The sequence below is a fragment of the Novilysobacter viscosus genome (assembly GCF_046600715.1).
GTDB lineage: Bacteria > Pseudomonadota > Gammaproteobacteria > Xanthomonadales > Xanthomonadaceae > Lysobacter_C > Lysobacter_C viscosus.
This window is the reverse complement of sequence record NZ_JBJMAV010000001.1, coordinates 318,906-333,275: the sequence shown is the minus strand read 5'-3', so window position 1 is coordinate 333,275 and position 14,370 is coordinate 318,906. Positions and strand designations below refer to the sequence as shown.

General features: G+C 67.6%; 14 protein-coding genes. 8 read left to right on the top strand and 6 right to left on the bottom strand.

Annotated elements, in window-relative coordinates; all coding sequences use genetic code 11:
• Positions 1-22: 22 nt before the first annotated feature.
• Entirely contained in the window at positions 23-916 is an 894-nt protein-coding gene (ygfZ, locus tag ACJQWL_RS01580; RefSeq protein WP_330967870.1) for a CAF17-like 4Fe-4S cluster assembly/insertion protein YgfZ, read from the top strand.
• A 184-nt stretch (positions 917-1,100) separates the two neighbouring features.
• Here the strand turns inward: ygfZ and ACJQWL_RS01575 are convergent, their stop codons facing one another.
• The 4 genes from ACJQWL_RS01575 to ACJQWL_RS01560 all read right to left on the bottom strand — a co-directional run bounded on the left by ACJQWL_RS01575 (position 1,101) and on the right by ACJQWL_RS01560 (position 6,168).
• The gene (locus ACJQWL_RS01575; protein WP_330967871.1) at positions 1,101-3,386 is read right to left on the bottom strand and encodes a thiamine pyrophosphate-dependent enzyme; all 2,286 of its coding nucleotides are present in this window, start codon (positions 3,384-3,386) and stop codon (positions 1,101-1,103) included.
• Between the two features lie 53 nt (positions 3,387-3,439).
• The gene (locus ACJQWL_RS01570) at positions 3,440-4,000 is read right to left on the bottom strand and encodes a GNAT family N-acetyltransferase (protein WP_330967872.1); all 561 of its coding nucleotides are present in this window, start codon (positions 3,998-4,000) and stop codon (positions 3,440-3,442) included.
• A 50-nt stretch (positions 4,001-4,050) separates the two neighbouring features.
• Complete coding sequence (locus tag ACJQWL_RS01565) at positions 4,051-5,214, bottom strand: acyl-CoA dehydrogenase family protein (protein ID WP_330967873.1); 1,164 nt, start codon at positions 5,212-5,214, stop codon at positions 4,051-4,053.
• A gap of 141 nt (positions 5,215-5,355) precedes the next feature.
• Entirely contained in the window at positions 5,356-6,168 is an 813-nt protein-coding gene (locus ACJQWL_RS01560) for a glycine zipper 2TM domain-containing protein (protein ID WP_330967874.1), read from the bottom strand.
• A gap of 164 nt (positions 6,169-6,332) precedes the next feature.
• On the opposite strand from ACJQWL_RS01560, the gene ACJQWL_RS01555 reads away from it, so the two are divergent.
• Positions 6,333-6,545: a DUF6116 family protein gene (locus tag ACJQWL_RS01555; RefSeq protein WP_330967875.1), complete on the top strand. Its 213-nt coding sequence runs from the start codon at positions 6,333-6,335 to the stop codon at positions 6,543-6,545.
• 39 nt (positions 6,546-6,584) lie between these two features.
• Positions 6,585-7,355 (top strand): TatD family hydrolase, encoded by a 771-nt coding sequence (locus tag ACJQWL_RS01550; RefSeq protein ID WP_330967876.1) that lies wholly within the window; start codon positions 6,585-6,587, stop codon positions 7,353-7,355.
• On the opposite strand, the gene ACJQWL_RS01545 is transcribed toward ACJQWL_RS01550, so the two are convergent.
• Positions 7,336-8,217 (bottom strand): tRNA threonylcarbamoyladenosine dehydratase, encoded by an 882-nt coding sequence (locus tag ACJQWL_RS01545; protein WP_330967877.1) that lies wholly within the window; start codon positions 8,215-8,217, stop codon positions 7,336-7,338. The two genes, ACJQWL_RS01550 and ACJQWL_RS01545, sit on opposite strands and share 20 nt — an antisense overlap.
• Positions 8,218-8,346: 129 nt before the next feature.
• On the opposite strand from ACJQWL_RS01545, the gene ACJQWL_RS01540 reads away from it, so the two are divergent.
• From ACJQWL_RS01540 to ACJQWL_RS01520, 5 genes are all read left to right on the top strand, one after another.
• Positions 8,347-8,820: a hypothetical protein gene (locus ACJQWL_RS01540; RefSeq protein ID WP_330967878.1), complete on the top strand. Its 474-nt coding sequence runs from the start codon at positions 8,347-8,349 to the stop codon at positions 8,818-8,820.
• A 150-nt stretch (positions 8,821-8,970) separates the two neighbouring features.
• Entirely contained in the window at positions 8,971-9,444 is a 474-nt protein-coding gene (locus tag ACJQWL_RS01535; RefSeq protein WP_330968002.1) for a glycine zipper 2TM domain-containing protein, read from the top strand.
• A 234-nt stretch (positions 9,445-9,678) separates the two neighbouring features.
• Positions 9,679-10,164 (top strand): DUF456 domain-containing protein, encoded by a 486-nt coding sequence (locus ACJQWL_RS01530; RefSeq protein ID WP_330967879.1) that lies wholly within the window; start codon positions 9,679-9,681, stop codon positions 10,162-10,164.
• A gap of 90 nt (positions 10,165-10,254) precedes the next feature.
• The gene (locus tag ACJQWL_RS01525) at positions 10,255-11,520 is read left to right on the top strand and encodes a phospholipase D-like domain-containing protein (protein ID WP_330967880.1); all 1,266 of its coding nucleotides are present in this window, start codon (positions 10,255-10,257) and stop codon (positions 11,518-11,520) included.
• Between the two features lie 21 nt (positions 11,521-11,541).
• Positions 11,542-12,501: a patatin-like phospholipase family protein gene (locus ACJQWL_RS01520; protein ID WP_330967881.1), complete on the top strand. Its 960-nt coding sequence runs from the start codon at positions 11,542-11,544 to the stop codon at positions 12,499-12,501.
• Positions 12,502-12,735: 234 nt separating this feature from the next.
• Here ACJQWL_RS01520 and ACJQWL_RS01515 read toward each other — a convergent pair whose 3' ends face one another.
• Positions 12,736-14,250: a fumarate hydratase gene (locus tag ACJQWL_RS01515; protein ID WP_330968003.1), complete on the bottom strand. Its 1,515-nt coding sequence runs from the start codon at positions 14,248-14,250 to the stop codon at positions 12,736-12,738.
• Between the last annotated feature and the right edge of the window lie 120 nt (positions 14,251-14,370).

The following is a 14,370-nucleotide window of genomic DNA, read 5'->3' as shown; positions in this document are numbered from 1 at the left end:
ATGAAGCTTAATTCCCGCCCCCATGCCTGACAACCCGCAAACCCCGGAACCACGCGATTTCCGGCTCGACGGCCACGCCGTGTTGGCACTATCCGGGCCGGATGCGACGGCGTTCGCCCAGGCCCAGTTCATGAACGACGTGGCGGCGCTGGACGTGCTGGACTGGCAGTGGAACGGCTGGTTGACGCCAAAAGGGCGCGTGGTTGCGCTGTTCGCCCTGCTCCGCCGCGACGACCAGACCCTGTGGGCCGTGATGCCCGACGCCGATCCCGCAACGGTCTGTTCCGCGCTCTCGCGCTTCCTCTTTCGCAGCAAGGTCCGGATCGACGTATTGGAGGATGTCGCGGCTGTCGGGCGCTTCGCAGCACCTGCCAGCGCAACCGCAGGCAGAGCGTCGACGGCAGACGGTGAGGTTGTCGAACTCGACATGGGCGGCGATGGCGGTGCGCGCACGCTTCGGCTTGGACCGGCGGACTGCGGCGAACCGCATGCCGCGTCCAACAGGCGCTGGGTGGAGCAGGACCTGCGCCATGGCCTGCCGCGCCTGCCGCCCTCGCAGGCCGGGCACTGGACGCCCCAGCAGCTGTCGCTCCAGCGCCTGCGGGCCTTCAGCGTGAAGAAGGGGTGTTACCCGGGACAGGAGATCGTGGCGCGGACGCATTTCCTGGGGAAGGTGAAACGCGGCCTGGCGCTGCTGGAGGCAGATGCGCCGGTGGAGGTGGGGGCGGACGTGCGATCCGGCGCCACGCCCTTGGGCACGGTCGTGTCCAGCTGCGCCATGCCGCCCGCGGGTGCTGTCGCTCTGGCGGTTCTGCCCTTGGAGCGGCCTGCGACCGGTCTTGACGCAGGCGGCACGCCCGTTCGCGAGGGCGACCTCCTGGACGGACTTGCCCGCCGCCATGACCGGTCCTCGTAGGAGCGGCTTCAGGCGCGATCACGCAACGACCCGCGCCGTGTAGGAACGGCATGGGGGCGGCACCCCTGCGGCACCTGGCCACGCACCCGTTAGCCACTTCTGAAAGCTGCAACCGGCGGGCGCCGATCGCGGCTGAAGTCGCTCCTACAGGGTCAGCGATGTGGCCGCTGCCGGACCTGCAGCCTCAGCCCGCGAGACGGTCCGCCGCCGCCACGATGTCCTGCTCGCCCGGGATCACCAGGAATGCCGCACCGGCCAGCGGGGTATAGGTGTCGACACCCACCACGCGCTGGAAGGGGCGTGCGCCATGGCCCCCTTCCGCGATCGCGGTGATGACGCCCTCGCCCACGCCTGCGCTGTGGCGGCCTTCGTCGACGATGAGGATGCGCTTGGCGGACTTCGCCTGCTCGACGATGTACGCGGCGTTGAGCGGCACCAGCCAGCGCAGGTCCACCACCCTCGCCTTCCAGCCGTGCCTGGCCTCGATCTCGCGGGCGGCGCGCAGGCTCATGGGCACGCCATTGCCGTAGGTGAAGATGACCAGGTCACTGCCCTCACCTCCGCTATCCGGCAGGTAGACCCGGCCCTCGCCCAGCGTCATCGCCTCCTCGGGCGCCGGGTACGCCGTCAACCACCGCCCATCGCCCGGTTCGTACAGGTCCTTGGTCATGTACAACGCAATCGGCTCGAGGAACACACTGACCCGGCCGTCGACCTTGGCCAGCGCGGTCAGGGTGCGAAGCATCGTCGCCGCGTCGTCGCCCCGCGAGGGGCAACCCACGACCAGGCCTGGGATGTCGCGCAGTGCGGTAATCGAGTTGTCGTTGTGGAAATGCCCGCCGAAGCCCCGCTGGTAACCCAGCCCCGCGATGCGCACCACCATCGGGTTGGCGAACTGGTTGTTGCTGAAGAACTGCAGGCTGGCCGCCTCGCCGCGGATCTGGTCGCAGGCGTTGTGGAAGTAGGCCAGGTACTGGATTTCCGGAATAGGCAGCAGGCCCAGGTTGGCGAAGCCCTGCGCCATTCCAAGGATCATCGTCTCGTCCAGCAGCGTGTTGAACACGCGGCGGCGCCCGAATGCCTTCTGCAGGCCCTTGGTGACGGTGTACACGCCGCCTTTCTGCGCCACGTCCTCGCCGAAGAGCAGGGTTTCCGGGTACTTGGCGAACAGGTCATGCAGCGCGTTGTTGATCTGGATGGCCATGTGCCTCGGCGGCTGGCCCTCGGGCAGCCTGGCTTCGGACCCGAACGCCTCCACGCGCCGGCCTGCGTAGTCCACCCGCGTGGCCTCGGCCATGACCGCTTGCGGGGTGTAGGGCGCGAGCGGCGCGATCACGTGCTCCAGCGTTTCGATCTTCGGGCGCCTGTCCGCCTCGCCCGCCGCGGCAAAGCAGCGCTCGCGCGTGGCCTCGTACAGCGCCAGCACTTCGTCGGCCGACATCAGGCCCGATTCCATCGCGATGGCCGCCGAACGCAACAATGGATCGGTGGCCTCGACCGCGCACAGCTCCTCGACGGAGCGCCACTCGATTTCGAAATCGGTGCCGGCGTGGCCCATGATCCGGGTGGTACGCAGGTGCAGGAACGTCGGCCGTCGCGTGCGCCGGCAATGCTCGACCGCGCGCTGCACGTCGCCGTATCCACTCGCCAGGTCCAGGCCATCGGCATGGAAGTAGTCGAGGTCCTGCCGGTTGGCGAAGTTGCGGGCGATCCAACCGCTGGGCGTCTTCACCGAGATGCCGATGCCGTTGTCCTCGCACACGAACAGCACCGGCGCGGGCAGCTTCTGGTAGGCCGACCAGGCCGCGGCATTGAAGGCGGTTTGCGCGGTGGCATGGTTGCTGGAGGCATCGCCGAACGAGCAGATGGCGATGCTGTCGCCCGGGATCGGCAACGGGTGGCCGAGGCGGCGTGCGGTTTCGATCGCCATTGCCGTGCCCAGCGCCTTGGGCAGGTGGGAGGCGATGGTCGAGGTCTGCGGGAGTACCCACAGCGACTTGCTGCCCCAGACCTTGTGGCGACCGCCGCTGGCGGGATCGTCGGAGCTGGCGGCAAAACTCAGCGCCGAATCCATGATCGGGTCCATGCCCGGCAACTTGCGGAAGCGCTCGGCCATGAACCCGCCGCTGCGGTAGTGCAGGAACGCGGGGTCCGTGTGGCGCGTCAGCCGGGCGACCATCGCGTTGCCCTCGTGCCCGCTGGAACCGATCGTGTAGAAGACCTTGTTCTGCACGCGCAGCACGCGGGCCATCAGGTCCAGGTGGCGACTGATCAACTGGGATTCGAACAGCTCCCGGAAGCCCGCGGCGTCCAGCGCGCTGCCGTCGAGCACCGCTTCGTGCGGTGCCGGGGCCACGTCGCGGTGGCCGTTCCAGCCGCGAACGAACTCGGTGAAGTTGACGTCGCAGATCTCGGCGCGGTTGAGGCCGCGCATGCGGGCCGGGACGGGGTTGGGAATCGACGCGGTCATGCAGGTCTCCGCCCCGTGGCCTGGCCACGGGGTCGACGGATGAAGGGGTGAGGTCAGGCAACCGTGTGACGAACGCGACGCGAGCGCCATTCGGCGCGGGATTGGCCCCACAGGTCGGCCTCGATGGCATCCAGCGGCGGCGGCAGCGTGACCGGACCCCTGTTACGGGCACCCAACCTTCGAGCCACCGACTGCGAGCCGGCGTTGTCGCGGGCAATGGTGTGGACGACTTCATCCCAGCCCAACTGGTCGAAGGCGAAATCCATCGCCGCCTCGCAGGCTTCGGTGGCGTAGCCCATGCCCCACGCGTCCGGGTGCAGCGAATAGCCCACTTCGGTACCGGGCCAACCGTCGGGATGCCAGGGGCCCGCGAGGCCGATCCACCGGCCGGTGTCTTTTTCGACCAGCGAGAACATCGCAAAACCCTGCAGCATCCAAGCGCCCGGCATCTGCAGGAACCGGCGCCACGCCTCGCCCCTCACCAGCGGACCGCCGATGGAGCGCAGCTCCTCGCGGGCGAACATGTCCGCGTAACGCTCGAAGTCCTCGATGCGCGGCACACGCAGCACCAGTCGCTCGGTTTCCAGCCGGGTCGCCGCCAAACCATCGGGCACCCTGCCTTCAAAAGGCACCGGGTCGATCGGACCGCCGCCCGTGGCCACGGTCAGAACGCGTTGATGCCGGTCAGCTCACGGCCGACCACCAGCTGGTGCACGGTCTCGGTGCCCTCGTAGGTAATCACAGACTCCAGGTTGAGCGCGTGGCGAATGGCTGCGTGTTCGGTAGTGATGCCGGCGCCGCCGAGCAGGTCGCGGCAGTCGCGGGCGATGTCGATGGCCATGCGGCAGTTGTTCCACTTGGCAAGCGAGACCTGGGTCGGAGCCATCTTGCCGGCATCCTTCAACCGCCCCAGCTGCAGCGACAGCAATTGTGCGCTGGTGATGCGGCGCGCCATGTCGGCCAGGCGCAGCTGTACGGCCTGGTTGGCCGCGAGCGGACGGTCGAACAGGATGCGCTCCTTGCTGTAGTTCAGGGCTTCATCCAGGCAGGCGACGGCCGCGCCGATCGGCCCCCACGTGATGCCGTACCGGGCCTGGGTCAGGCAGCCGAGCGGACCCTTGAGGCCCTTGACGTTGGGCAGGCGGCTGGAGTCGGGGACGCGCACGTTGTCGAAGAACAGCGAGCTGGTCACCGAAGCCCGCAGGCTCATCTTGTGCTTGATCTCCTGGGCGGCGAAACCCGGCGTGCCCTTCTCCACGATGAAGCCCTGGATGCCGTCGTCGGTCTGCGCCCATACGATGGCGATGTCGGCCAGGTTGCCGTTGGTGATCCACATCTTGGCGCCGTTGATCACCCAGTCGCCACCATCCTTCCTGGCGACGGTCTTCATGTTGGCCGGGTCGGAGCCGCCATGCGGCTCGGTCAGCCCGAAGCAGCCGATCACCTTGCCCGCTGCCATGTCGGGCAACCACCGCTTCTTCTGCTCGTCGGTGCCGTAGGCGAAGATCGGGTACATGCACAGCGAGGACTGCACCGAGACGAAACTGCGGATGCCGCTGTCGCCGCGCTCCAGCTCCTGGCAGATCAGGCCGTAGGAGACCGAATTGAGCCCGCCACCGCCGTACTCCTCCGGCAGGGTCGAGCCCAGCAGGCCAAGCTCGGCGATTTCGCCGACCAGTTCCTTGGGGAATCGGCCCTCGTCGAAGGCGTCTCCGATTATCGGCAGCACGCGCTCATCGGTGAACCGGGCGACGGTGTCCTGGACGGCGCACTCCTCTTCACTGAGCAGGGAGCGGACGTCGTAGAGGTCGTAGGGGTGCAGGGCCATGGGGGGACTCGGGCGGTCAAAGATCGCCATTGTATCGGGGCGCCCGCGGCCACGGCACCCCGGGAACGCCTCGAAAGCGGGAGCCCACACATGCAAAGGGGCCGGAAACCCGGCCCCTTTGCCCCACCCGGCCATGCGCGCTCAGCCGCGGTCGTTCTCGCTCACCAGCGCAGTCCGGGTGACGACCTGCCCGTCGATCACCGGCAGGCGCTCGCCCGGCTGGTCGTCCATCCGGATGGTCTGTTGCTGGCCTTCGTAGCGGTAGGTCACGTCGTAGCCCACGACCTCGTCCTCGCTACCGAGGGAGATCCGGCTGCCCGGCTTGCTGCCGGTGCGCATGGTGCCCGTGGTGCCGTCGGGGTTGCGGTAGGTCACGTTGTAGCCCACCACCTTCGAGGATTTCGACGTATCGGACACGGTCCGGCACTGGCGGTCGACGCGCTCGACCACACGCCCACCCACGTGGTTGCGGTCCACGCGGTTGCCGACGTACCCGCCGCCCACCGCACCCGCGACCGTGGCCAGCTTCTTGCCGTTGCCCCCACCCACCTGGTTGCCGACCAGTCCACCGATCAGCGCGCCGGCCACGGTGCCACCGACATTGCCATCGCGCTCGGGCAGCCGTTCCTGCACCACCACGTCCTCACACACCTCGCGGGGGCTGGACACGGTACTGGTTTCGCTGATGGGATCGGTGCCGATGACGGTCGCATAGAGCGCCTGCTTCTCGCTGACCGGCTTGACATTGACCACGTCGGCATACTCGATGTCGTCCATCGCCTCCCCGGCCGGCAGGTCCATGCCGGCATCCAGGCCCAGGGCTCCCAACTCCGCCGCGGTGGCAACACCGTCCGGGCGGTCATCTCCACCGTCGGTGAAACTGTTGTACGCGGCGACGGCAACGCCGCCGACCAGCACCGACGCCAATGCGACTGCGAGCATGTTCTTGTTCATTACCGACCTCCGGGAGCGGGCTCTGGGCCCGACTTGGTGTGAGGCAGGCATTGCACCACCGCGAAGCTGAACCCGTGCCAATTTTTTGACGCGCTGTCTCCGGATCCGTGAATGGGGCCGCACCTGCGTGGTAGCGTCAGCGAATCCTGCGACAGGCACCCGACATGGCCAATCCGCTTCTTCTCCCACTGCTGGGCTGGGCACGCAAACTGCGCTACCCCACGCTGTTCAAGCTGACCGCGGCGCTGTTCGCGATCACTCTGGTGGTTCCCGATCCGTTCCCGTTCGTGGACGAGATCCTGTTGGCATTGGGTACCCTGCTGCTGGCCAACTGGAAGAGCCGCAAGGAACCGATCGACGTTGACCCGCGCAAATGAACCCGCGCGTTGAAGTGTGACGGGCGACGATCCACGAGCTTGGACCTTGTCGATACCCACTGCCACCTGGATGCGCCCGAGTTCGACCCGGACCGGGCCGCGGTGGTTGAACGCGCCCGCGAGCGGGGCGTGGGGCGCCAGGTCGTTCCCGCCGTTACGGAGGCCTCCTGGCCCAAGCTCAGGGACGTGTGCGCCCGCGGACCAGGCCTGTATCCCGCATACGGCCTGCATCCCACCTTCCTCGTCCACCACCGGCGGGAACATCTGGATGAACTGCGCCTCTGGGTCGAGCGCGAGCAGCCCCTCGCAATCGGCGAGTGCGGCCTGGACTACTTCATCGACGGCCTGGACCGCGATGAGCAGTCGCACTACTTCGAAGGCCAATTGCGGGTGGCCCGGGATTTCGACCTGCCCCTGATCGTGCACGCGCGCCGCGCGGTCGACGACGTACTGGCCGCGATCCGGCGCTTCGCGCCACTGCGCGGCGTGGTCCACAGTTTTTCGGGCAGCCGCCAACAGGCCGAGCAGCTGTGGGACCAGGGCTTCCTGCTTGGACTGGGCGGACCGGTGACCTACGAGCGGGCGCAACGGCTGCGCCGCCTGGCCACGACCATGCCACTCGAACACCTGCTGCTTGAGACCGATGCACCCGACCAGCCCGATGCGTCCATCCGCGGGCAGCGCAACGAACCGGCCCGCCTGGGGTACGTGGCGCAGGTCATCGCCGGACTCCGGGGAGTGGAACCCGATGTGGTAGCCGAGGCGACATCTCGCAACGCCGAGCGGCTGTTCAAGCTTCCCGCGCACTGACGGCGTCTGCCTGCACTGGGTCGGCGTCGGCGCGCCCCGTCGGATCCTTATCCTTAAGAAGCATCGGAATGGCCTTGGCGACCATGGCGAAGGCGAATGCCCCGGTGACGTGCGTGGCCGCGCCCAACCCCGCTCCGCAGTCGAGCTTGAACCCCGCGTCACCGTCCATCTTCGGCCGCACTCCGCATACGCGGCCATCGGCCTGCGGGTACTGGACGTTCTCAAGCGAATACACCGCGGGCACACCGAAGTAGCGGCTGGCGTTGCGGGGGAAGTTGAAGTCGGCGCGAAGCTTCTTGCGGATCAACGCGAGCATCGCGTCGTGCTCGGTGCGCGACAGGTCCCGCACCCGCACCTGGGTCGGGTCCGTGCGCCCGCCGGCCGAACCGCAGACGATCACCGGTTGCTTGCGACGACGGCACCACGCCACCAGCTCCACCTTGCTGCGAAAGCTGTCGCATGCGTCCAGCACCAGATCGAACCCGGGCGCCAGCAGTGACTCCATGTTGCCGGAGGTCAGGAAGCAGGGGTGTTCGTCCACTCCGATAGCGGGGTTGATCGCCCGGCAGCGCTCGGCCATCGCCTCGACCTTGGTCCAGCCGTAGCGGCCCTCCAGCGCAGGCAATTGCCGATTGGTGTTGGACACGCAGATCTCGTCGGCATCCACCAGCGCCAGGTGGCCCACGCCACTGCGCGCAAGCGCCTCGGCCACCCACGACCCGACGCCACCCAGGCCGATGATCGCCACCCGCGATGCCGCCAGGCGGTCCAGCGTGCCGCGGCCGTACAGGCGGTCGATGCCGCCAAAGCGGTCGTACCAGTGCGCGTCGAGGGCGCGAGGAGCCGGGTCATCTTTGGACATCGGCATAGTCTATTGCCATTGAGTCGATCGACTTGGCTGGCGATCGGCTTGCAAGGGGCGAACTGGCTGGCAGGCTGGCCGACCGACTGCGTGGTATCGTCCGGCCACACATATTTCGGAGTCCCGGCCATGAGCGATACCCAGCCCCACGACTCCCGGGCCGACGCCTCGACCACGCGCAAGGGCCATGGTGCCCGCTATCTTTTCGTGTTCCTGCTGGGGCTGGTCATCGGCGTGCTGGGCGTGGTGATGTTGATGCGTTCGCTGGAGTCCCGAAAGGACTGGTCCGACCACTATCCCGACGCTGCAATGCGCATGATGCAGGCGCACAGCGCCCGCATGGGCGAAGCGATCGAGGCCAACCGCTGCGCGGCGACCGACATACTCCCGCACCTGCAGGCACTGCGGGTTGTTTCCAACGACCTTGAGCCGGCATTCCCCGACCTGCGCGACGACGCGCGCTTCACCGAGCACGCCCGCCTCCTCCGCGCCACCCTTGACGATGCCCTTGGCAGCCCGCCGCTCAACTGTGAGAGCGCGACGGCCACGTCCGAGAACATCGGCGAGGCATGCAAGGCATGCCACCAGGACTTCCGGGGCTGACCAGGCGTAACGGGCTTCGTGCTGGAGCCTCTGGCTTGATGAATGCACCCCTCGCGGGTTGATCACTCGTTCACGGATCGCTGCCTACGGTGGCGGCGTGTGGCGGTTCCGCCACCCGTCCCACCATTTTAGGAGAGCGGAATGAACACTTTGAACCTTCGATTGCTTGGCGTGGCCACCGCCTCGGTACTGGCACTGGCCGGTTGCGCCACCTCCGGCTACGGTTCGGCCGGCGCCGGCGCGGGCGTCGGGTACGGCAACAGCACCGCCAACTGCTACGACTGCGGCACGGTGACCCGGATCGAGCAGGTGGGTAGCGGCACCAGCAACGCGCCGCGCGCGACGGGTGCCGTGCTCGGCGGTCTTGTGGGTGCGGCCGCGGGCCGTGCGATCGCCAAGGACCAGACCGACAGCGAAGGCCGCCAGAACACCGCCACGGTTGCGGGCGCGGTTGCCGGCGCGGTAGCGGGCAACGCCATCCAGAACCGCACCGGCGGCGCCACCTACAACGTCTATGTCCGCATGCAGGACGGACGCACGACGGTGGTTACGCAGAATGACCTGGGCGGAATCCGCGAGGGATCCTACGTCCGCGTCTACAACGGCCGCGCCTGGACCCGCTGATGCCATCCTGACTTGCTGCAGTTCCTGAACTGGAAGCCCGGCCATCTGGCCGGGCTTTCTCGTATCCGGGACGCACGATGGTTCGGCGGCGCGCGGATCGCGGGATTCGTCTGCACGGCCTTACGGCAGGGTGAGTGCAGGTGAGATCATCGCTGGTGATTTCACCGCAACGGGCCGGGCGCTCGTGCGACTCGAACAACCAACCCCGGCCAAGCCGGACAGGACGATGGATACATGGCACCGGAAACCCTCTACTACCTCCTCTCCGCCTTGCTGATCCTGGTCGGGATCGCCGGAACGGTTCTGCCTGCCCTGCCCGGCCTGCCGCTGGTTTTCGCCGGTATGCTGCTGGCCGCATGGGCCGGCGGCTTCCAGGAAGTGGGCGTGCCGATGCTGGTGCTTCTGGGCCTGCTGACCGCGCTGTCTCTGGTGGTGGACTTCGTCGCGACGATGATGGGTGCCAAGCGGGTGGGAGCAAGCCGGCTGGCACTGGTCGGCTCCGTCATCGGCACCCTGGTCGGCCTGTTCTTTGGGCCCATCGGCCTGTTTGCCGGACCGTTCCTGGGGGCCCTGGCCGGTGAGTTGATCCACGGGCGGAAGGTCCACCATGCCGCTCGCGTAGGACTGGGGACATGGCTCGGGATCCTGGTGGGCACGGTGCTCAAGCTGGGTCTTGCCTTCGCCATGCTGGGCCTGTTCGCGCTGGCGTGGTTCGTATGACCCTCCGTTCACGCGACTTAACGCGCCCCTGAACGAGAGTGCCGGCCATTCAAGGGGACCGCCATGCCACGAAACTGGAGCCGAAGGAAGATGACCTGGACGATCGCGATCACCATTCTGGCCACGATCGTGGTGGCGGCGATCGCCATGAACTTCGCTACGCCGGAAAAGACGCTGGACCGGAAGATCGAGCACCGGTACGCGGTCAGCGACCCGCAGTTCCAGCGCGAGATGGGGGTGATGATGGGCCCGGCCATCCTGCCGGGTAACCGCATCACGCCGCTGCGCAATGGCACCGAAATCTTTCCCGCCATGCTCGAGGCGATCGGCTCGGCCCAGCGGACCGTCACCTTCGAGACCTACATCTACTGGTCGGGTGACATTGGCCAGGCCTTCACCGATACCCTGTCCGAACGTGCCCGGGCCGGCGTGGCGGTCAACGTCACCATCGACTGGGCCGGCAGCGTCAAGATGGAAGAGGCGATGCTGGAGCAACTGGAGGATGCCGGGGTCAAGGTCGAGCGCTACCGCCCGCTGCGCTGGTACAACATCGGCAGGCTCAATAACCGCACCCATCGCAAGATCCTGGTGGTCGACGGACGCGTGGGCTTCACCGGCGGCGTGGGGATCGCCGACCAGTGGTTGGGCAACGCCGAGGACCCGGACCACTGGCGCGAGGAACACTTCCGGATCGAAGGCCCGGCCGTTGCCCAGCTGCAGGCGGCCTTCAACGACAACTGGATCAAGACCACGGGCGAAGTACTCAACGGCCCGGACTATTTCCCGCCGCTGCAGCCCGTCGGCGACAGCCCGGCGCACGTGTTCATCGCCTCACCTGCCAGTGGCAGCGAAAGCATGCACCTGATGTACCTCATGGCCATTGCTGCTGCCGAGCACACCATCGACCTCGCGGCCTCCTACTTCGTCCCCGACGACCTGACGATGCAGGCCCTGGTCTCGGCCCGCCAGCGCGGCGTCCGGGTCCGGATCCTCCTGCCGGGCCCGCACATCGACTCCGAGACCGTGCGCCTGGCCTCCAAGGCCGAATGGGGCGAGCTGCTGCAGGGGGGCATCGAGATCTACGAATACCAGCCCACCATGATCCACGTGAAGCTGCTGGTGATCGACGGCGAGATGACGTCGGTGGGCTCGACCAACTTCGACATCCGGTCGTTCCGGCTCAACGACGAGGCCAGCCTCAACATCTATGACCGCGAGTTCGCGCAACGCATGACCGACGTGTTCGAGTCGGACCTGGAGCACACCCAGCAGTACACCTACGAGCTCTGGGAAGCCCGTCCGTGGAAGGACAAGATCGCCGAGAAGTTCATGCTGCCGATCAAATCGCAGCTTTGACCGCACCGGAAGGAGTCGCGCATGAAGATGCAACGCATCCTGTCGCTGGACGGTGGCGGCATCCGCGGACTGGTAACGAGCCTGTGGATCGAGGGCGTGGAAAATGCGCTGGCCCAGGCGGGTAAGCCCGGCGGCGTGCTCAAGCACTTCGACCTGCTGGCGGGCAGTTCCACCGGCGCGCTGGTGGCGTGCGGGCTGGGGGTGGGCCTTTCGCCCGCGCAGCTGGCGGACCTTTACCGCGACCAGCGCCATGTGATCTTCCCCGGCCTTGCGGGCCGGCTGTGGTCACGGGCCGGCCGGGTTTTAACGCAAGGGCCATCGGCACCCAAGTACGACGGCACCGGTTTGGAGAAAGTGCTCCGGAAGGTGTTCGGCAAGACCACGCTGGGGCAACTGAACGTACCCACGCTGGTCACTGCCTACGACACCGTGACCCGCACCCCGGTGGTGTTCAAGAGCTTCAAGGCCCAGCACCGGGCGCTGCCCGTGTGGGAGGTGTGTCGCGCCTCGACGGCGGCGCCCACCTACTTCCCCGCGCACCCTATGACGGTGGAGGGCTACCCGTGCGCGCTGATCGACGGCGGCGTGGTCGCCAACAACCCGACGGCCTGCGCCATCGCCGAGGCCATGCGCAAGGATGCACGCGTCGACAACAGCCATGACCTGACAGTGCTGTCGGTGGGCACCGGCGAACGCAACCGGCCGATCGACCTCAAGTCCGCGCGCGAATGGGGCGCGCTTGAATGGGCGGTCCCGATCATCGACGTGCTGTTCGACGGCAACACCGACTCGGTGGACTACATCGCCCGCCACCTGGTCGGCGACGGCTACTTCCGCATGCAGGCCGACCTCGTGATCGGCATGGACGACCTGGACGACACCAGCTCGACCAACCTGTTCGCTCTGGAGCGGCTGGCGAAGGACTACCTGCAGGCGCCCGCGACGCGGAAGCGGCTGAAGGCGCTCGTCGCCCGGCTGTAGCCGCACAGGGGCGACGCAGTCGCGACTCCGATCGCGGGCGCCTTGCTGCCTTCTGTTGGTGCGGCTTCAGCCGCGAGAATCCCGCGGCCCGGGTGTGGGAGCGACGTGAGTCGCGATACGTCGCCTACTTGAGTTCCGCGGTCGCGACTTACGTCACTCCTACAGGATGGCATCGCGGCTGGAACAGCTCCTACGGACGCCTACGCAAGCGCTATGCCGTGGGACGAGCGGCCGTCAGGCCGGCTCGACCACCACCGGGATCTTGCCGATCCGCCCTTGCCACTCCCGCGGCCCGGTTTCGTGGACCGACTCGCCGTGGCTGTCGACGGCCACGGTCACCGGCATGTCCTGGACGGTGAACTCGTAGATCGCCTCCATGCCCAGGTCCTCGAACGCCACAACGCGCGCGGCCTTGATCGCCTTCGACACCAGGTACGCCGCACCGCCCACCGCCATCAGGTACGCCGAGCGGTGCTTGCGGATCGCCGCCAGGGCGAGCGGACCGCGTTCGGCCTTGCCGACCATGCCCAGCAGCCCTGTCTGGTCCAGCACCTGCTCGGTGAACTTGTCCATGCGCGTGGCGGTGGTCGGGCCGGCGGGGCCGACGACCTCGTCGCGGACCGGGTCGACCGGGCCCACGTAGTAGATGAAGCGCCCCCGCAGGTCGACGGGCAACGGCTCGCCCGCATCCAGCATGCCGACGATCCGCTTGTGCGCCGCGTCGCGGCCGGTCAGCAGCTTGCCGTTGAGCAGCAACACCTCGCCCGGCTTCCACGACGCCACGTCCTCCCGGGTCACGCTGTCAAGGTCGACCCGGCGCCCCTTGCTGGCGTCGTAGGTCAACTCGGGCCAGTCGGACAATGACGGCGGATCCAGCGACACCGGACCGCTGCCGTCCAGGGTGAAGTGGGCGTGCCGGGTGGCAGCGCAATTGGGGATCATCGCCACCGGCAGGTTGGCGGCGTGGGTCGGGTAGTCCTTGACCTTGATGTCGAGCACCGTGGTCAGGCCGCCCAGGCCCTGGGCGCCGATGCCAAGCGCGTTGACCTTCTCGAACAGCTCCAGCCGCAACTCCTCGGCGCGGTTGGCCGGGCCTCGTGCCTGCAGGTCGGTGATGTCGATCGGCTCCATCAGCGACTCCTTGGCCAGCAGCATCGCCTTCTCGGCGGTGCCTCCGATGCCAATGCCGAGCATGCCGGGCGGGCACCAGCCTGCGCCCATGGTCGGCACCGTCCTGAGCACCCAATCGACGATCGAGTCTGACGGGTTGAGCATGGCGAACTTGCTCTTGGCCTCGCTGCCACCGCCCTTGGCCGCGACGATCACGTCGACCGTGTCGCCGGGAACGACCTTCATGTTCACCACTGCCGGCGTGTTGTCCCGGGTGTTGGTGCGCTTGCCGGCCGGGTCGGCGAGCACGCTGGCACGCAGCTTGTTGTCGGGGTGGTTGTAGGCGCGGCGCACGCCTTCGTTGACCATGTCCTCCACGCCCATCGTGGCGTCGGCCCAGCGCACGTCCATGCCGATTTCCAGGAACACCGTGACGATGCCGGTGTCCTGGCAGATCGGACGATGGCCCTCGGCGCACATGCGCGAGTTGATCAGGATCTGGGCGATCGCGTCCTTGGCCGCAGGCGATTCCTCGCGCTCGTAGGCCGCTGCCAGGTTCCGGATGTAGTCCACCGGGTGGTAGTAGCTGATGTACTGCAGCGCGTCGGCCACGGACTGGATGAAGTCCTCCTGGCGGATCGGCTGGGCGGCGACAGTGCAGGGTGCGGCTGGGCTCACGGCAGGCAACGGGCTGGCGGCGGGCCGCATAGTCTACCGGCCGCTCCAGCCGGAGGCCTTCGTCCCGGCGGCCCTATTCGT